The organism is Ruegeria sp. AWH4_226 (assembly GCF_056159225.1).
The window spans coordinates 10,752-29,422 of the sequence record NZ_JBSWUU010000005.1; the positions used below are offsets into that span (position 1 = coordinate 10,752).

17 protein-coding genes and 1 pseudogene are annotated in these 18,671 nt (G+C 57.0%); 10 read left to right on the plus strand and 8 right to left on the minus strand.

The genetic code is table 11. The features are described from left to right. Positions 1–11 precede the first annotated feature (11 nt). Genes ACXAET_RS21655 through ACXAET_RS21675 form a run of 5 tightly spaced genes read right to left on the minus strand, consistent with a single transcriptional unit; the run spans position 12 to position 4,869 of the window. On the minus strand, positions 12–1,076 hold the full coding sequence (locus ACXAET_RS21655) for a phosphotriesterase family protein (RefSeq protein ID WP_475190628.1): 1,065 nt from the start codon (positions 1,074–1,076) through the stop codon (positions 12–14). Further along, complete coding sequence (locus ACXAET_RS21660) at positions 1,073–2,080, minus strand: ABC transporter permease (protein ID WP_475190630.1); 1,008 nt, start codon at positions 2,078–2,080, stop codon at positions 1,073–1,075. The genes ACXAET_RS21655 and ACXAET_RS21660 overlap by 4 nt, the downstream gene beginning before the upstream one ends. Then, positions 2,080–2,868, minus strand: coding sequence for an ATP-binding cassette domain-containing protein (locus ACXAET_RS21665; RefSeq protein ID WP_475190633.1), 789 nt, complete (start codon positions 2,866–2,868; stop codon positions 2,080–2,082). The genes ACXAET_RS21660 and ACXAET_RS21665 overlap by 1 nt, the downstream gene beginning before the upstream one ends. Continuing rightward, a complete protein-coding gene (locus tag ACXAET_RS21670; protein WP_475190636.1) occupies positions 2,865–3,794 on the minus strand; it encodes a substrate-binding domain-containing protein in 930 nt (309 codons plus the stop codon). Before ACXAET_RS21670 ends, ACXAET_RS21665 begins: the two co-directional genes overlap by 4 nt. Position 3,795: 1 nt before the next feature. Next, positions 3,796–4,869, minus strand: a complete 1,074-nt coding sequence (locus ACXAET_RS21675) for a LacI family DNA-binding transcriptional regulator (RefSeq protein ID WP_475190639.1) — start codon at positions 4,867–4,869, stop codon at positions 3,796–3,798. 306 nt (positions 4,870–5,175) lie between these two features. Between ACXAET_RS21675 and ACXAET_RS21680 the strand changes: the two are divergent. From ACXAET_RS21680 to ACXAET_RS21690, 3 genes and pseudogenes are all read left to right on the plus strand, one after another. Then, positions 5,176–5,943, plus strand: a pseudogene (locus ACXAET_RS21680) (IS6 family transposase). Positions 5,944–5,990: 47 nt separating this feature from the next. Continuing rightward, the gene (locus ACXAET_RS21685; protein WP_267362916.1) at positions 5,991–6,587 is read left to right on the plus strand and encodes a DUF6088 family protein; all 597 of its coding nucleotides are present in this window, start codon (positions 5,991–5,993) and stop codon (positions 6,585–6,587) included. A 2-nt stretch (positions 6,588–6,589) separates the two neighbouring features. Next, a complete protein-coding gene (locus ACXAET_RS21690) occupies positions 6,590–7,597 on the plus strand; it encodes a nucleotidyl transferase AbiEii/AbiGii toxin family protein (RefSeq protein WP_267362918.1) in 1,008 nt (335 codons plus the stop codon). 55 nt (positions 7,598–7,652) lie between these two features. Here ACXAET_RS21690 and ACXAET_RS21695 read toward each other — a convergent pair whose 3' ends face one another. Further along, complete coding sequence (locus ACXAET_RS21695; protein WP_267362920.1) at positions 7,653–8,351, minus strand: DnaA N-terminal domain-containing protein; 699 nt, start codon at positions 8,349–8,351, stop codon at positions 7,653–7,655. 373 nt (positions 8,352–8,724) lie between these two features. Here ACXAET_RS21695 and ACXAET_RS21700 point away from each other — a divergent pair, with 373 nt between their 5' ends. Both ACXAET_RS21700 and ACXAET_RS21705 read left to right on the plus strand, forming a co-directional pair. After that, the gene (locus tag ACXAET_RS21700; RefSeq protein ID WP_267362922.1) at positions 8,725–10,035 is read left to right on the plus strand and encodes an AAA family ATPase; all 1,311 of its coding nucleotides are present in this window, start codon (positions 8,725–8,727) and stop codon (positions 10,033–10,035) included. Then, positions 10,032–11,084, plus strand: a complete 1,053-nt coding sequence (locus ACXAET_RS21705) for a ParB/RepB/Spo0J family partition protein (RefSeq protein WP_267362924.1) — start codon at positions 10,032–10,034, stop codon at positions 11,082–11,084. Before ACXAET_RS21700 ends, ACXAET_RS21705 begins: the two co-directional genes overlap by 4 nt. A gap of 84 nt (positions 11,085–11,168) precedes the next feature. Here the strand turns inward: ACXAET_RS21705 and ACXAET_RS21710 are convergent, their stop codons facing one another. Next, positions 11,169–12,224: a tyrosine-type recombinase/integrase gene (locus ACXAET_RS21710; RefSeq protein ID WP_267362926.1), complete on the minus strand. Its 1,056-nt coding sequence runs from the start codon at positions 12,222–12,224 to the stop codon at positions 11,169–11,171. Between the two features lie 230 nt (positions 12,225–12,454). Between ACXAET_RS21710 and ACXAET_RS21715 the strand changes: the two genes are divergently transcribed. Continuing rightward, positions 12,455–13,120 (plus strand): hypothetical protein, encoded by a 666-nt coding sequence (locus tag ACXAET_RS21715; protein WP_170481383.1) that lies wholly within the window; start codon positions 12,455–12,457, stop codon positions 13,118–13,120. Positions 13,121–13,124: 4 nt separating this feature from the next. Here the strand turns inward: ACXAET_RS21715 and ACXAET_RS21720 are convergent, their stop codons facing one another. Continuing rightward, entirely contained in the window at positions 13,125–14,234 is a 1,110-nt protein-coding gene (locus ACXAET_RS21720; RefSeq protein WP_267362930.1) for a transporter, read from the minus strand. Between the two features lie 236 nt (positions 14,235–14,470). Between ACXAET_RS21720 and ACXAET_RS21725 the strand changes: the two genes are divergently transcribed. From ACXAET_RS21725 to ccmI, 4 genes are read left to right on the plus strand one after another with little or no spacing between them, the layout of a single operon-like run. Next, entirely contained in the window at positions 14,471–16,465 is a 1,995-nt protein-coding gene (locus ACXAET_RS21725; RefSeq protein ID WP_170634736.1) for a heme lyase CcmF/NrfE family subunit, read from the plus strand. 4 nt (positions 16,466–16,469) lie between these two features. Next, positions 16,470–17,039 carry a DsbE family thiol:disulfide interchange protein gene (locus ACXAET_RS21730; RefSeq protein WP_170634734.1) on the plus strand — a complete coding sequence of 190 codons (570 nt, stop codon included), beginning with the start codon at positions 16,470–16,472 and terminating at the stop codon, positions 17,037–17,039. Continuing rightward, positions 17,036–17,524: a cytochrome c-type biogenesis protein gene (locus tag ACXAET_RS21735; protein WP_170417876.1), complete on the plus strand. Its 489-nt coding sequence runs from the start codon at positions 17,036–17,038 to the stop codon at positions 17,522–17,524. Before ACXAET_RS21730 ends, ACXAET_RS21735 begins: the two co-directional genes overlap by 4 nt. Next, entirely contained in the window at positions 17,521–18,669 is a 1,149-nt protein-coding gene (gene ccmI / locus ACXAET_RS21740) for a c-type cytochrome biogenesis protein CcmI (protein ID WP_170634732.1), read from the plus strand. Before ACXAET_RS21735 ends, ccmI begins: the two co-directional genes overlap by 4 nt. Positions 18,670–18,671 lie beyond the last annotated feature (2 nt).

Below are 18,671 nucleotides of genomic sequence, written 5' to 3' on the forward strand. Positions count from 1 at the left end.
TTTTCAGAAAGTTATGCGCTCGCGTCAAAGACGCGACGGGGATTGGTCACCATGAGCGTGTCCATCGCCTGTGCAGGCAGGTCATGGCGCAGCAGACGAGGCAAAAAATGCTTCGTTACGAAGGCATAGCCATTGCCGCCGTAGCGGGTCAGCATCATTTTCACGAAGACATCCTGAGAGAGCAGAATGCGGTCAAGGAATCCGGCCTCGACCAGCGTCATAATCGCCCGCGCGACTTCGTCATCAGAGGGGCATTGCACACCTTGATCGGCGTAGAAGTAATCCATCCCGATCATGTCGAACTCGACGAAAGCGCCGCGTTGCGCGAGGGTCGCCTGATAGACCGGGTCCATGTGCGACGGGTTCATGTGGCACAGCACGGTATGGCGAAGGTCGGCGCCTTCTTCCTCGACGATATCCAGCACGCGATGCCCCAGCCGGAACCAGCCCGGCAGATGCACCATCAACGGCAGGCCAGTGCGGACCTGTGCCTGTGCCGCACCACGCAAGGATTTCTCTTCGTCGGCGGTAAACTCTGACGACACGCCGATCTCACCGATCAGACCGATTTTAGCGTCGGTGCCGTCGACGCCTTCCAGCGCCTCTTGCACGATCTGGTCCGCGATACCATCGACCGATAGCCGCGCAACCTCGTCCGGCATGGATGAGGCAAGGTAGTAGCCCGCCCCCATGACCACTTGCACCCCGGTCTCGGCCGAGATGCGTCGCAGCTTGGTCGGGTCGCGCCCGATGCCGCGACAGGTCGGATCGACGATGCTCCGCCCCCCCACGGCGGTGAACTGGTGCACCTCTTCGATGGCCAGCTCAAGGTCGTCGAGCGCGATGTTGTGTTTGTTGACAAACGGATCCTGCCGCAACTCGGACAGCAGTTCGATGCTGACCGGCGCGTTGACAAGGTATTCTCGCGCGGGGTCGGTGGGCGGATGCCACCAACAGGAACAATCGTTCTGCAGATGCTCGTGCATCAGTGTATGTCCCAGCCGGGCTGAGGGGATCGGCCCGGTCACGGTCATCACCTGACCTGAGCGGACGTGGCAGGGCGACAGCTCGCTCATGACACGGCCTTTTTTTTGTCGAACCGCCATTTGCGGTCGAACAGACGCGCGTTCATCCAGATCGCGACAAGGATGATGGTCCCGGTGACGATCTGCGTGAAGAAGGGCGAGATATGCATCAGGATCAATCCATTGCCGATCACGGCAATGGTCATTGTGCCCAACACGGTGCCCAGCATCGACGCCTTACCGCCCATAAGGGATGTACCGCCCAACACCACCGCTGCGATCACCTGCAACTCAAACCCCTGTGCCGCATTCGACGAGCCAGAGCCAAGGCGCGCAGCGATCAGGATACCCGCCACCGCACAGGCGAGACCGGACACCATGTAGACGGATGCCAGCACCCGCTTGGCCGGCATACCGACGCGGCGCGCCGCCTCGATGTTGGACCCGACAGCGATGACCTGCCGCCCGTATTGGGTCCGCAGCATCACGACAAATCCCAGTACTGCCACGAGGATAGCGATCAGTGCCGGCACCGGGAAACCGGCGATCTCGCCACGTCCCAGCCAGAAAAACCCGTCGGCATCGCGGATTGGGATGGAATAGCCCTCGGTCATGTACAACGCCGCACCGCGTAGGATCGACAGACCCGCCAGCGTCACGATGAAAGCAGGGATGCCCTGATAGGCCACGAACCAGCCCTGGATCAGGCCGATCCCCGCCCCAAGCACCAGCATCAGCACGATGGCCATGGGCCAGGGCAGCCCGGCTGCCATGACAATAGCAGCAGCAGCATTGATCAGAGCCACCATCGACCCCACCGACAGATCAATCCCCGCGGTGGTAATGACCAGCGTCATGGCCACCGCGACCACAAGGATCGGCGCCGCCTGTCGCAGCACATTCAACAGGTTGCCCGGCATCAGAAAGGTCGATGTCATGGCCCCGAAGAACACCATGCAGACCATGAAAAACAAGGCGATGGACAGCACCTGCGCATGTTCGCCCACGAAATCGGCCAGCTTTGATCCGGCCTGACGTTCCGTATATGCCACCATCAGTGACCCCCTTTGCCGACAATCAGGTCGACCAGTTCCTGCAGATCCGTCTTGTCAATGTCGCGCTCTGCGACTTTGGTGCCTTCGTACATGACGGCGACCCGGTCGCAGACGCGGAACAGATCCTGCATTCGGTGGGTGATCAGCACCACGGCAGCGCCGGTGGCCTTCACCCGGTTGATAAGTTCAAGCACCGCCTCAACCTCGGCCACGGCCAATGCCGAGGTCGGCTCGTCCATGATCAGCACATTCGGTCTGAAGCTGGCCGCGCGGGCGATGGCGATAGCCTGCCGCTGACCGCCGGACAGTTTCTCGACCTTGGCGGTTAGGCGAGGAATACGGATTTCCAGCGCGGCAAGCATCTTTTCCGCCTCTTCCAGCATCCGGGGCTGGTCGAGAAAAGGGCCGCGCTTCAGTTCGCGCCCAAGGAAAAGATTACCCACAACATCCACGTGATCACATAGCGACAGATCCTGATATACCATCTCGATGTGCAGATCGCGGGCCTCGGAGGGGCTGCCGAAACGAACAGGCTGGCCGTCCATCAGGATCTGGCCCTCGTCTGGGATGTAGGTGCCAGACATGACCTTGGACAGCGTCGATTTCCCGGCAGCGTTGTCCCCAATCAGCCCAAGGCATTCACCTCGACAGATATCCAGATCGACACCGCGCAGCGCCTGATGGGACCCAAAGGTCTTGTGGATATTACGCAAAGCCAGAATGGGAGCGGCAGTGGCAGAGGGGGGTGCGTCCCCCCTCCCCTCTTCATGAATCTCCGCCATCATCATTCGAACAGCGACCGGAAGTCGTCCACGTTCTCCGATGTGACGATGGTTACCGGCACCGATATCTCGGCTTCGACGCTCTCACCCTCATGCAGCGCGATCAGCGCCTCGACAGCAGCAGCCCCCATGGCGGCGGGGTCCTGCTGGATCACGGCCTTGAGATAGCCATCGTCGATGGCGTCAATAGCCTGCGCCGTCAGATCCCAGCCAAAAACCGACAGGTCATCTTGTTTTCCCTGCGAAGAAACAGCGGCAATCGCGCCCATCAAGGCGGGTTCGCCGGTCGCATAGATGGCCGTTAGATCGGGGTTGGCGGTGATCAGGTTTTCGGCAGCCCCCAGCGCCACATCTTGGATGTTCTGCCCGTCAACCGTGCCCGCAACAGTCACCGTGTCGCCGTTCAGCGCGTCTTCGAAACCATCCTTGCGCACATTCTGGATGTAAGAGTTCAGCGCGCCCACGATGCCCAGCTTGGACGGATCGGCCATGTTTTCGTTGTAATAGGCGGCAAGGTCAGCGCCGGCCTTGGCGTTATCCACGCCAATCTGCGCCTTCTGCGGACCGCCCTCGGGCAGGATCGCATCAATGGCCACCACGGGAATGCCCGCCGCGTCGGCCTGTTGCACAGCTGGCATGATGCCGTTCACGTCGATGGCCACCACGGCCATGCCAGCAACACCTTCCTGAATATAGGTCTCGACCGCACTGTTCTGCGCCGCAGAATCGTTGTTGGCGTTAAAGATCACCAGGTTCACGCCCGCGGCCTCTGCAGCCTCCTGTGCGCCACGGTTCATTTCATTGAAAAACAGCGCCTGTTGGTTGATCTGCACAAGAGCAAATGTGGGGGCGTCCTGGGCCAACGCCGTGGTTGCAAGCAGGCAAGCGGCAGCACCCACGCCAAAGGCGCGTCGGGTTGTTTTCATGGTCATGTCAGTACCTCCGTGAGTTGGAATTCGGTTGCATTAGGAGAGTTGACCTGGGAGGCGGGCCGACGGAGGCCCGTTCTACCAGGGTAACGGGCAACAGCTCCTCTTGCGGGAGCTTTTTGCCCTCGGATGGTGCAGAGGTCTCGAGCAGCAGGCGCAGCGCCCGCTTTCCAAGATCCCGCACCGGCTGGCGCACTGCCGTGACGGCGGGTGCGAACAGGTGCAACGGGCCGACATCGTCAAACCCGATGACAGAGACATCGTCGGGAATTGAAACGCCGGACTCCTGTAAAACTTCGTACAGACCAATGAGCAGTTCGTCGGAACTTGCAAAGATCGCAGTCGGGCGGCTGTGGTTTGGACGGGCCACGAACTCGCGAGCCGCCTCACGCCCTGCCGCGAAGGTGTAAGTCCCCCGAGCCCGTTCAATCACGCAGTCGGGGCCGCCCACCTCGGCCATCCCGGCCGCAAACCCGCCGTAACGGCGCTGGCCAGAAATCATCTCGTCGACGCCACCGATGAACAAGACGTGCCGATGACCCGACTGCGCCAGATGACGCCCTGCCAGCCGGCCCCCTTCGAAGTTGTCGCAAAACAGCTTGGGTACCTGTGTGCCTACCACGTCCTCGTCCACCACGATGCAGGGACCGGCTGTGTTGATCCGATCGGCCAAGGCCGCATCACCTTGATGGTTCGTGATAAAAATCAACCCGTCTGCATGCCCTTGCCGCAAGAGATCGATGTAGGAAAGCTCCCGGTCTCGGCGGTTTAGTGTAGCATAAAGCGCCAAGGCCTTACCGTGGGCATCGGCTTCCTGCTCTACAGCCGCGACGAAGGTGGCAAAGAAAGGTGTCGCAATGTCCGGTACGATCAGCCCAATGGTATCGGTCCGCCCAAGGCTAAGCCGCCTTGCGTGAGGGTTTGGTTTGTAGTTCAGCGCACGAATGGCGGTGTTGATCTGCAGAGCGGTTTTTTCGGGCAGATCGAGCGAGCCGTTCAGGAAACGGGACACCGTCGTCTTGGAGACGCCAGCAGCATTTGCAACATCCTGAAGATTGGCCATTCGTGTTCCCGCCATGTCCGATCACTCCTGAGATTCAGGTAAATCGGTTTAGTAAACTGGTTTACTAGCGATCATGCGGATAGAATCATGCGTCTGTAAAGAAAAATGTGTGTTGAAGACATAGATCCAAAGCGACCGCCGAAATTTTGTGCGGTACGTGGCCCACACCTCCGCCAACGATCAACCAGCCAACCGGTCCTCTGGTAATTCAGTGTTTGCCAAGCATTTCCCAGCAACCACAATCTGGAGCTACTCTTTCCTCAAACTTTACTGAGGTATTGCCAAGTTGCTCGTCCGTCTTGACCGGGCTATCCGCGGGTCATGAACATTCCGACCAAAATGCCGCGCCTGAAAGGGTTCCGCTATCCTCGTGAGATCATTGCTTATGCAGTCTGGGCGTACCACCGCTTTGCACTGAGCACGGCGGATGTTGAGGACCTGATGGCAGCGCGGGGCGTGATTGTAAGCCGGGAAGCGATCCGGTTATGGGTCAATCGGTTTGGGCAGCATTTCGGAGACTGCATCCGGCGAGATCGTCTGCGGCCAAACGACAAGTGACGAATGGACGAAGTTGTGATTTCGATCCGTGGCAGAAAACACTGGCTATGGCGCGCCATCGAAGCAATTGGTAATGTCCTCGACATTCTCGTACAAACTCGCCGGAACGCAAGAGCTGCAAAGCGGTTCTTTCAGAGGCTCGTGGCTCAATTTGGTGAACCGAGGGTCGTAATAACTGACAAGTTGCGCAGCTACATCAAGCCGATCAACAAGTTGGCTCCGGACGCCGACCATCGCGCCCACAAAGGCCTGAACAATGCAATCGAAGTGTCGCACAGGCCGACACGGAAGCGAGAAAAAATGTTCGGGCGGTTCAAATCACACCGGCAAGCCCAGAGGTTTCTGTCTGCGCATGACCAGATCAACTTAATCTTCCGCCCTCGCCGATACCAACTCACCGCCATCTCATACCGCCACGCACGGATTGATGCGTTCACACTCTGGGATGAGTACACCGCAGAAATGACAGCCCGAGCGCGGAACAAAATCACTTTTCATGAATCCTCAAACAACTTGGCAATACTCTGCTAACTTGTAAGTCAGAAAAAAGTATTATATTTTCTGACAAGGAGAAAACTATGATCACTTCATCGATTAGACAACGCATCATCGGAAAAGGCCGGGGCTCAATCTTTGCGCCAACCGACTTTCTGGATATTGGCTCCCGCGCAAGTGTGGATCAGGCATTGTCGCGTTTGGCGGATCAAGGGATGATCCGACGGTTAACGCGTGGGCTTTATGACTATCCGAGAAAGAGCGCCCGATTAGGGCTGTTGTCTCCGTCAGCCGATGACATTGCCAAAGCGATTGCACGCAAAGACAATCAGGTTCTACAGCCCTCCCCTGCCATGGCAGCCAACCAGTTGGGGCTGTCGACCCAAGTGCCGTCCAAGCCGACTTACATGACCGACGGCCCGACCCGCACCAAGACAGTTGGTCGACAAGTCATCCAGTTCCGGAATGCATCATCCAAAACGCTAGTTGGTGCAGGCCAGAAAACCGGCGCCGTATTTCAGGCGTTACGCTATGTTGGCAAAAACCGGGTGGATAGCCGTGTTGTCGACACGCTGGCCCGCAATCTGGATGTTAAGGACCGCGCATTGCTCGCAAGACAAAGTAGATATGTTCCGACCTGGATGCACCCGGTAGTGCAGCAAATCGTGGCACGGGTCTGATCTTGGACCAGTTTGCCAACGATACTCCAAAGAACCGTGAAGAAGCGTTTCAGGAAACGGCCGCAAAGCTTGGCATTTCCAAGGCAATCGTTGAGAAGGATTTCTGGGTCTGCTGGTCGCTGAAACATCTATTCGCCCTGCCCTCTTTTGGCACTCACATGATCTTCAAGGGTGGGACATCGCTATCCAAGGTCTATGACATCATCCATCGGTTCTCAGAAGACGTGGATCTGTCTCTCGACCGGGCACAGCTCGGTTTCGACGGCACACGTGACCCCGAGCACCCTGCCCTTTCAGGCAAAAAACAAAAGCAACTGCTGCAGGAGCTTCAGGATACGGCCACCAAAGTAGTCTCAGGACCGCTTCTGAAAGAAACCAAGATCAAGTTTGGCGCCGTGCTTGATCAGCACTTTTCCCTCTCGGTCGATCCTAATGATGCACAAACCTTGCTTTTCGCCTATCCATCCGAGACAAGTGCGGCCAGCGGCTACATCCAGCCGGTAGTGCGGTTCGAATTTGGCGCCCGTGGGGTTCACCTTCCAGCCGAGTCCCGCAGGATATCACCTTATGTGCATCAGGCATTTCCAGACCTGTTGGAGGCGAGCGACGTCGATGTGAAGGTCTTGGGTGTTGAACGCACATTCTGGGAGAAAGCCACGATCCTGCATATGCTCTATCATCAGGACATCACCAAACCTCTGGCTGACCGTATGTCGCGCCATTATTACGACATGGCTCAGTTGATCAAACACGAGACCCATTCTCGCGCTATCGAACAGATCGACTTGCTGGATCAGGTTGCACACCATAAGTCCGTCTTCTTCAAAGCGGCTTGGGCTAACTACGAGAATGCCAGGCCCGGATCTCTAAGATTGCTACCGAACCCTGAGCTGAAAGCAGCGCTGCGCCGGGACTATGTGGGGATGCAAGAAATGATCATCGGGGATCCCCCCTTGTTCGACAACATTCTGAAAACCATCGGGATGTTCGAGGCCAAACTCAACGGTTGAAATCAGCAATTTCGGTTGTCTCACGGCACAGCGTGCGACCTACAAATCTGGATTGTTAGCCGAGCAAACACACTTTCTGAATTCGCCCGAACTCGAGCTGGACCGCTCCAAGTAAAGGTTTCAAATGGTGAGATTGAATGTACTGTGCGATGAACTTGCTGGGTGCGCGCAAGGTGATTGTCTGATCTTGCATTTCAACAAATTTGAGATCGCAGTACCAACTTTTAAACAATAGTGCTTCAGACTCTGATAGGCGCCGAAGCGCCCTGCCCCACGGACCCTGAAGGTCTTGTCCCTCATGTTCAACAGCTTCTGGTTTTTCTTGGCCAAATTGTACATGAACAACCTTTTTGGTCGGTTTTGGAGTTTGTGTCTCCATGCGCGATACAAAATCAGAACCAACATTTCGCCAAACCGGTTCGCTCAGACGGTAAATTTCCGTGTAGTTGAGTCGGTACGCTGCGACGCGGCCTCTAACCCCAGGCCTAAGCTGGAGAAGTATACTTGAATCCGTCAATCGCTTAATTTCTCGCTTGACGGTTCGTTCGTCCACGGACCAGAGGCGGGCCATTTCTTTTTGTCCGACCGTCAGCTCATCAGTGCGCCAGTTGTATCGGGCCGTTATCAACGCAATGAGCCGCATCATCGAACATTGAAAACCGGGTGTGCCATTCAATCCCGCAACAGAGATTGCAGTCAAAAGATCGTACTTCTGAGAACCGGCCTGATATCCTGTAAATCGTTTTATTTCCATTTTGATACTGCCACTGTGCCTCGAGCGGATCGGTTTCGCTGACCGATTCCATCAATTGGGTTCAGTGTGATGAAATCCCGTAGTTTGTCAACGGGCTTTGAAAAACAGGATGACCACCTCTTTCTTTAAAATCAAAAGAAAATTCGGTTAATAGGTTATAGGTGACACTATGCTGTCACCATATTGGGGGTCGAGTGTCACCATATATCTGGTAATTGGTCGCTGCCTGTCACCAAAACATAGCTTCGCTTTCGAAATACCTCCCGTTTTAACCGAGTCGGAGGCGAAAAAGCGGAAATTCCATTCTTTACGTTTTGCAGTTTTCCAAAATCGCGTTATTAGAAGACATTCGTGATATAACAAGAGCAGCACCATGCGTGACCACACCGACCTTCAAGCTATGAACGAACGAAGCCTGGCCCAACAGGCTGCCGTCCGCCGCGCTACTTTCTCGCCCGCTGACGAGAAAGTGCTTCGACCATTCTCGATCTGGGAAATTAGCCAGTTCATGTTTGATGTCCCGGCGGACACCTTGAGAAAGAAGTTGGCCGAAGATCCGTCTCTTCCGCAAGGGGCGACTGAAGATGATGGGCGGCAAAGATGGTTTTCTCTGGCTGAGATAAATGAGTTGAGACGGCGCCTGAGATTTAGAGGTAAAAGCCTTCTGCCTCAAAGGCCGGCAGGCCGGGCTATGAGAGTAGCGGTTTCGAACTTTAAGGGTGGTGTCGGCAAAACTGTCGTTGCCCAGCACTTGGCGAATGCGGCCGCGCTTGATGGTTACCGTGTTCTGGTGGTGGATTTCGACCCCCAGGCGACACTCACGCATTCGATGGGTCTGGCTGAAGTTAGAGAGTGGAATACTGTCTGGGGCATTATGTGCCGCGATCTCTGCCGTGAGGCGAACCGGATCGCGGACGAATATGATGATCCCGCAGATTGCCCCTACCCTACTGCCGACGAATTGCCTGAAGATGTTCAGTCGATTGGCGCGCAACGTGTACAAGACTTCATTCAAAGAACTTCTTGGTCGACGATTGACATCATCCCGAGCTGTGCGAACGCGGCCTTCGTTGAATTTGCGTCCGCTCAGTACAGGTCCATTCATAAGGCATGGAGTTTTTTTGGATGCGTAGCAAGATATCTCGATGAGTTGCCTGACGACCAATATGATTTGATTGTTTTCGATTGCCCGCCGGCAATTGGATACCAGTCTTTGAATGCGGCCTTTGCTGCTGACATCCTCTATATTCCGTCTGGTCCTGGTTATTGGGAGTATGACAGCACAACGAGTTATCTTGGTCAGCTTGGCGATGCCTTGGAAGACATAACCAGCGGGTTCGAACGTATTGCACAGGATGCTGGTATCACGCTTCCTAAAAGGTTCGATGACATACGTGTTCTCATGACTCGCTTCGAGGCTAGCAACTCTTTGCACGTCGCGATGATGGATGCTTTCAAAAATGTCTTCGGCGCCGATGTCTGTCAAAATCCCATCGAAATGACACGAGCGGTCGAGCAATCTGGTAGGTTCCAGATGTCTGTTTACGAGCAGGACTACAGACAGATGACTCGGGACACATGGAAACGGGCGCGTCAGTCTTTTGATAATGCATACAGCGAATTTAAGGATGTCGTCCTAAGGGCTTGGGAGGCGCGTACTAAAATTGAGGAGCGGGTAGAATGAGCGGGAATAAATTTGGCTTCACTCCAATTGATGAAGATGACCTTAAGAAAACACGCCGCCGCGAAGTGGGGCCGATGGGGGCTGCGGTTCGCGAGACAGCAAACAGCTTAAATGAAAGCACTGAGAACCGTGTCGAACAGCGACGGCAAAATGCCTCCGATGCTAAGGAGTATCGTAAAGCTCGTGATGAGGGGCGAGTCTTGGTTGCGGTCGGCATCAATGAAATTCATACGACAGATCTGCCACGAGATCGCTTGGATCTTTCGGCTGTCGCAAGTTCCGACGAGATGGATGAACTCAAGGCTTCAATTCAGGAACGCGGCCAGAAGGAGCCCATAGAGCTTTATAAGGATTCAGATGGACGCTTCCAGCTCAAAAAAGGTTGGAGACGAGTAACTGCTCTTAAGCAGCTTTATGAAGAGACCGGTGATGAACGCTTTTCCAGTGTTACGGCGCGAGTTGCCAAATCCCAGAGTGATCGCATCGACCTCTATATTGACATGGTTGAAGAGAACGTTGTTCGGGAAGACTTGACGTTTGCTGAGATGGCGCAAGTGGCAATTCTTGCTTCTAAAGATTCAGAGTTGGGGGCAGGGGATGCAGAAGCTTTGGTCGGAAGGCTGTACTCATCCCTGCACAAGATGAAACGCTCTTATATTCGTAGCTTTGTTTACCTGCTCAATGAACTTGAGGGTGCGTTGCCGTTTCCAAAGAGTGTTTCCAGAAACCTTGGCGTTGAGGTTGCGCGGAAACTTCGAGCGTCATCGGACTCAGCTGCTGCATTAAGAGATGTGTTAGTACGCGCATCCACAGCCGGTGAGCAAAACGAGATACTTGATGCTTTCGTGGCAAATTCTGATGCTGAACCAGCTAGCGGCAAGCGGCGTGAGAAGGTTGAGAGCGTGAAGTATGAGTTCCACGTGGGCGCTTCAAAAATCACTGCGCGCAAGGGAGAGTGCAGGATATTGTCTGGTCAGGACTTTAGTTCGATTGACCGGTCAAAGCTCCAGAGAGCGGTTGAGGCTTTCGAAGCTGTTTTGAACGAGTAGTAACCCGCGGGTTACCCATGCTCAGATTTCTTAATTTTGATGGCGGTAACCCACGGGTTACCGCTTTCTTCGTTTAGCGCCAGCTTACCCCAGCAGATCTGCCGCCGGGTTTTCGGCGATATCGACATCGTCATAATACTTCTGCGCCTGGGCCATGGAGCGGTGCAGCGACAGGCGCATGGCGGCCTGGATCGGGGCACCGTCCAGCGCGGCCTGGGTCAGGAAGCCCGAGCGCAGCCCGTGCGGCGAGGCAAAATCTTCCGGCAGCCCGGCCAGCGTCAGCCGGTGCTTGACGATCTGCGCGATTGCGTCCGGCGAAAGCCGACGTTTCAGCACACGATCCGCTTTTGAGACTGGTCTGAACAGTGGCCCGTTCTTAATCTGTCCTACCTCGATCCAATGGACCAAAGCCTGTGCCGCGCGACCCTTCAGCACCAGCCGCGGGGTCTCGCCCTTGGCCGTGGTCTTGGTTTCCAGCAGCGAGATCCAGACCAGTCCCTTTTTGTCGAACTCTTTCAGCGACACGTCCTCGCGCATCAGGGCGGTGAGCTCGGAACGGCGCCGTCCCCCCGAGGCCCAGCCCAGCATCAGGATAGCCCGGTCGCGGCAATCCCGGCGCGTGCCGCGACAGGTGGTCAGCAATTGTTCCAGCACATCTCGTGTAATCGGGTGCTGCGATTTCGGGGCAGGGGGCCGGGCGGCGGCGCGGCGCGCCTTGGCCCGGGCCTGCTTCACCTGCGGCGCATCAAACGGGCTGGTCAGGTTCTTCATCCGGTGAAAAGCCAGCCAGGAGGCAACGCGCCGGTCCAGCGTCGACGGGGCAGGGCATGCCAGCGTCTTGCGCAGCCCTTGCGCGATGAGTTTTTCGGCGGTTTCGCGGGCCACATCCGTTTCCGGTGCATCATTCAGATCGCGGGCGTGATCGAGGATGAAGGCCAGCGCGGTGGCCTCGGATTCCGGCCAGTCCAGCGTCGCACCAAAGCGTGTCTGTTTCCAGGCGGTGATGTAGAGCAGATCGCGCTCATAGGCCCGCAGCGTGTTGGTTGGCGTGCCGCGGATATAGAGATCGGTCAGCGCCTCCTGATCTTCGACGGAGAGGGCCGGAGAGGGGCTGGGCAGATAGGGGGCAGGCGGCTTCATGGGACCTATTCTGCGCTGATTTTGAGGGCTGCGCAATCAAAAGCGATAAGGGATACTTATCGTATGTAACTTAAAACTGATAACGCAACAAAAGTACCGAGCAAAAGTAACAGATTTTGCGCGTAAAGTAGGTAGAGGGCTTGCGGAATAATAAAATCGGAGGTTCTGTCGCAGGTCTGTAAACCAATTGACATCGACATTGCGCTGGAACCGTTGGCAAACTAAATGAAATGAACAGATATTTTGCCACTGAATTGCCTTTCTGGAAGTTTGCCAGAAACACGCTGATCGTCAGTTGCCTTGCGTTGTTTCCGCTGTTGGCCATCTTCGTTTTGCGCACGCCGGGCTTTGCGACGCACCTCCTGAACAGTGGTCCCGCGTTTGTTCGGTTTTTGCGTCAGGTGGTGACGAATGGGTTGCCGGTCGTTTTCCTTTTAAATTATCTCAGCTTTTTTCTTTTCGCCGTTGGGGTAAGGGCGCGGGGCAGGGGGGCCATCCCGGCCCGGTATCTGCTAATTGACCTGCTGCTACGGGCCGTCCTGTTCATCGCGCTGCACGCGCTGATCTACGCGCTTTCGGCAGACTGGTTCGGGTCTTTCGGCGGTGATCCCGTAGTGGCGTTGCGGGTAGTCGGTCCGACGCTGGTACGCTCCGCCTACTTCGAGAACATCTCAGGCGTTTACCTGTACGCCACGCTGGTCGGAGCGCTGCCGCTATACCTATCCGTCGTTCAGAGCCAGATCGCCCACGGTACTGGATTTGCAGCCCAACTGGCACGTCGCGTACCTGGGCGCGGCGGACCTGTGATATTGGCCCTGCTACTGATGGCGGTGTCAGTGGTCGTTCTGACCACCGCGGCGGCGCTGATTGTCCGTTTACAGTCGGTTTGGGGCTGAAGGGTCAGAACGCCCTGCGTATCGCGAAGGAGACTGCGTAATCGCGTTCAAGCTGGGGCCCATCCAGATCTTGATACACAGGGATCACGCCCTCGATACCCAGGCGCGTGCCCGCCAAAACGCCCGACCCCGGCACAAGGTAATTCACTCCGATTCCGATACTCAGAAACTGGCCGCCGCGCAGGGTCGGATCAGCGGTGGGCACCATGCCTGGGTTCAGGCGCGCATCCGACCCGTCAATGTTTTCCACGATGTCGCCGACCACCCGCAACGAGGAGCTGAACTGGTCATTCCAGCGCCGTGCACCCCAAACTGTTGCTGAATAGACGTCACCCAAGGTGTAACCGGCATCATTCTCACCCATCCGGATCATGGCGGCCAGCTGGGCGCCCCAAGACCAATCCGCGTTCTGGCCCGTATAGGTGACGCCCGGCAGCAGGTCGTAGGTGCCTGAACCCAGTTGCATGGGGTAGGGCAGCAGCTGGTCCGGCCCAGCTGGCGTGGTGTCGGTCTCGTCTATCGAGCCAGTCGGCAGACTGAGGCCAAGAGATAGTTCCAGCACCTGCCCGTCGGATTTGTAGATATCATATCCGCCGATGATCTTCAGATCGCCAAACCCCTGTGCCCTGGTCTCAAAGGTCTGGCCCATGCGGGTCTGGTGCTTCATCGTCTTGCGGGTATAGGGCAGCATCGCCATCACCGAGATCTCGTCGGTCACACCGTACATCAGGCCGACCATCGCCATGTTCATGCTCATGCTGAGCGGCGCGATCGGATACTGCGACAGAACGTTCGAGGTAGACAGCGACTGCGTTCCGGTACGATTTCCGTCCATCTCCATGTTCATGTAAGAGAACACAGGCATCAAAACACCCTCGGGTGGATGCATACCGCCAACGACACCCGTTGGCGGCACCGCGTCGGGGCGCATCATCCTGGACATGCTTCCCATACCTGACATGTTGCTGGAGGCTTGCGGGTTCATCGCCACGTTGTCAGCCGGACGGGTTTCCGGTTGGGCCATGGCAGTTGACCCAAGGCTCAGCCCCCCAGCCAGTATTACAGCCTGGAGGCGTTGCCAGACGCACGTAATCTTGCTGTTGCTCCGTGTCATGATGCCCTCGTGTTCGTTTGTTTCCTGAGTCCCTGCCCTGAAAACAAAGTGTTCGGTACGTCCATCGGTGAAGTCGAAATGGTGGGGGTCTCCAGCGCTGGAAGGTCAAGGCCGCCGGCCAGATTTGCGCTCGTCAAGCATGCATCAGCCGAAGGGGGTGCGGCAATAATGCGCTTGACCCTCCAGCGCTGGATTGTCGGACAAGGCCGCAAAACCGGAAATCCGGAGGGATTGGAATGATACCGGAAATCGGGCAGTTCGCCCTGGCGCTTGCCCTGGCCGTGTCCTTGGTGCAAAGCGTATTTCCCTTGATTGGAGCAGCACGGAACAATGTCATGTGGATGCGATCGGCATCTGCGACCTCGGTCCTGCTGACAGCGCTGGTTGCTATCGCCTTCGCCGCTCTGATGTGGTCCTTCGTGGTCAGCGATTTCACTGTGCTAAATGTGGCCAGCAATTCTCATTCGCTGAAACCGATGCTTTTCAAGGTGGCTGCGACCTGGGGTAGCCACGAAGGGTCGCTGCTGTTGTGGATTCTGATATTGGTGATTTTCGGGCTGGGTGTGTCTCTGTTGGCTTGGAACATCCCACTGAAACTCAAGGCGCGCACTCTGGCAGTGCAGGCCTGGATCAGCGCGGGGTTCCTGTCATTCATGCTGTTCACCTCGAACCCGTTTGACCGGGTGTTTCCGGCACCGCTGGATGGTCAGGATTTAAATCCGCTGTTGCAGGATGTCGGCCTGGCTATGCACCCGCCGTTCCTATACCTGGGTTACGTCGGCTTCTCTATCGTATTTTCTTTCGCCGTGGCTGCCCTGATTGAGGGGCGGGTCGATCCGGCATGGGCGCGGTGGGTCCGACCCTGGACATTGGCGGCCTGGGTGTTTCTGACACTTGGTATCGTTCTGGGCAGCTGGTGGGCCTATTACGAACTGGGTTGGGGCGGCTGGTGGTTCTGGGATCCGGTCGAGAATGTCTCGTTTATGCCCTGGCTTGCTGGCACAGCGCTGTTCCATTCGGCCATTGTGACCGAAAAGCGCGGCAGCTTCAAAAGTTGGACGATCCTACTGGCCGTTTTGACCTTCTCGTTGTCCTTGTTGGGGACATTCATTGTCCGCTCAGGCTTGCTTACATCGGTCCATGCGTTTTCGGTCGATCCCGAACGCGGCATTTACATCTTGGCGCTGTTGGCTGTCGCGATCGGTGGTTCATTGACGCTGTTTGCCATACGCGCACCGGAGATGGAGGGCGGCGGTCTTTTTGCCCCGATCAGCCGCGAGGCCGGTTTGCTTATTAACAACCTGCTGCTGGCCACCGCAACGGCGACGGTTCTATTCGGTACGCTTTATCCGCTTTTGCTTGAGGCTGTGACAGGTGAAAAGATTTCGGTTGGACCACCTTATTACAACGCCAGTTTCGTGCCGATCATGCTGGTTTTAGTCGTTGTAATGGGGATTGGGCCGCTGTTGTCATGGAAGCGGGCGGATTTGCGCGGTGTTCTGTCCCGGCTCAAATGGGTGGCCGGGGTTAGCCTGCTCGTAGCGTTGCTTGTGTGGTATCTGGATACCGGCGGCCCAGCCTTGGCGGTAGTGTCGATCGGCCTTGCGGTTTGGTTGCTGGGCGCTGTGCTGACAGAGTGGGCCAGCCGAATTAAGCTGGGTGAGGCACCGTTGGCCGAGTCCCAGCGTCGGGCCCGCAGCCTACCGCGTTCTCATTACGGCATGGTCGTGGCCCATGCGGGGTTGGCTGTCTGTATGATCGGCTTTATCGGGTCCAGCGCTTGGAAATCCGAGGTCGTGACTTTTGCCGAGCCCGGAACACAGATTGAGATAGCAGGGTTCGACGTGCGTTTTGACGGTGTGGAACAGCTTCGCGGTCCGAACTATCTGTCTCGCGCGGCCACACTGACGGTATTTCGCGATGGCGCTTATGTCACCACGCTTCAACCCGAGCGCAGGGCCTATCTCGTGGCGGGTACCAGTACGACCGAGTCGGCAATTCGAACGACGTTGGCAGGGGACCTTTACGCCTCGATATCGGAACCGGCGGCGGAATCAGAACAGAGCAAATGGACCCTGCGTATCTTGTATGAGCCATTGGTGGTCTGGATCTGGATAGGTTCAGGATTGTTAGCATTTGGTGGTGTCTTGTCACTCTCCGATCGGCGTCTACGCGTCGGTGCACCACGAAAGCGGACTGGGCAGAGCTCCGTTCCGGTGGCGGCGGAGTAGGGCAATGAAACGTCTATTTGCACTGTTCCCAATTACGATTGCCGGCATCCTGGGTGCCTTCCTGCTATGGGGACTGAATCCCGATCGCGATCCAAACGAAATCCCGTCTGTATTGATCTCGCAGCCGGTGCCTGAGTTCGACTTGCCGCCGGTCGAAGGGCTGGATACCCACGGGCTGTCCAGTACCGATCTGGTGGAAAATGACGGGTCAGCTCCGATCGTGGTCAACGTGTTTGCGTCCTGGTGCGTGCCCTGCCGGGCCGAACATGCGGTGCTGACGCGTATGGTACGCGATGAGGGCATTCGCCTGATGGGCATTAACTACAAAGACAAGCCGCAGGACGCGCGGAAATGGCTCGACGATCTGGGCAACCCTTATGAGCGCATCGGTTCCGACCTGGACGGCCGAGCCGGGATCGAATGGGGGATTTCCGGCGTGCCGGAGACCTTTGTGATTGATGGCGCGGGCAAGGTCGTATTCCGTTTTGTCGGCCCGGTGCTGGGCGGCGAGGCAATTTCAAAGATGCGCACCGCGCTGGATCAGGCGCGGGCGGCCGGAGGAGAGGCGTCATGATACGTCGCATTGTAATTACCGCGGTCACTCTGGCGATGCTGGTGTCGCAGCCGGCATTCGCGGTTGAGCCCGACGAGATACTTGCAGATCCGGTATTGGAAGAGCGGGCCCGGGCGATTTCGAAACAGGTGCGATGCGTGGTGTGCCAGAACCAAGACATCGACAGTTCTAACGCTGGCGTGGCGCGCGACCTTCGTCTGCTTGTGCGCGAACGGCTGGTGGCAGGCGACACGGACCAGCAGGTTATGGACTTTCTGGTTGCGCGTTATGGCGACTATGTTCTGTTCAACCCGCCATGGAAGCCATCAACTTACATTCTGTGGGTTGCGCCTATCGTCATCCTGGGGCTGGGTGGTATCGCGACTGCAGCGGTATTGACCCAAAATGCGCGCCGATATCGGAAGTCGCGAAAACAAGAGACGGAACGCGGCGCGAGCGAAGAACGGAATCCCGAAAACCATTCACTCACGGAGCCGCACGCATGATCTGGATTATCTTTTCATTCATGGCCGTGGCGGTGTTTCTGACGCTCGCCCTCTCCGGCCTGGGGCGCAAGACCTCGGACTTGTCGAGACGCGAAAGCGCCTCTGCCATCTTTTCCGACCAGATCGGCGAAGTGGAGAAGGACCTGGAACGAGGAATTATCTCAGCCGAAGAGGCCAAGGCCGCCAGAGCCGAGATAGAACGTCGCCTGAAGGCGATTGACCGGCAATCGGACGACAAAGCGATAATGGGCCATTCCGGGCGTGCGCTGATTTTACTTGCCGCGCTGGTAGTTCCAGCGCTCGGAGCCGGTCTTTATTGGCAACTGGGTAGTCCCTACATCCCGAGCCAGCCATTTGCCCAACGCGAGGGGGAGCAGGCCGAAGCCCGTGAAATCGCCGACCTTGCCGTGCACCTGAAGTCGCGGCTTGAGGCGGATGAAACCGGCGGGCCAACCGAGGGATGGGTGTTGTTGGCTCAGACCTATATGCGGATGGGACGCTTTGGAGATGCCGCAGACGCGTTCGAGGGGTTGCTGGACCGACCCAATGCGAATTCAGCGCTGGTGTCGCAATATGGCGAGGCGTTGGTCTATGCCGATGACGGTGTCGTTACGCCCAAGGCCGATCGGGCGTTTGAACGAGCCTTGGAACTGGACCCATCGAACCCAGCAGCGACATTCTACAAAGCCGTTGGTCTGGAGCAGGCTGGATCGCCTGATAAGGCCTATGACCTACTGAAGACGCGGATGGACGCCGAAGAGGAGTTCCGGCCATGGATGGAGAGTTTTGTGGCCCAGCTTAACCGCATCGCCCCGTCGATCGGACGGGCTCCGGTGAATCTGGCGGCTTTTGCCCCTTCCATGCCCGGCCCAACTGCCGATCAGGTGGCGGCGGCCGAGGAGATGTCAGACGAAGACCGGCAGGCCTTCATCCGCTCGATGGTAGAACGGCTTGCGAGCCGGATGCAGGAAAACCCAGGCGATCTGGACGGCTGGATGCGGCTGGGCAACGCCTATTCGGTGCTGGGCGAGACCGACGGCGCCCGGAACGCCTATGGCAGGGCAAGGGATCTGGCGGATGACCTGCCGCAGGGGGATCCGCGCAAGGTGGCAATCGACCGGGCATTGCTGGAACTGGGGGGTTGATT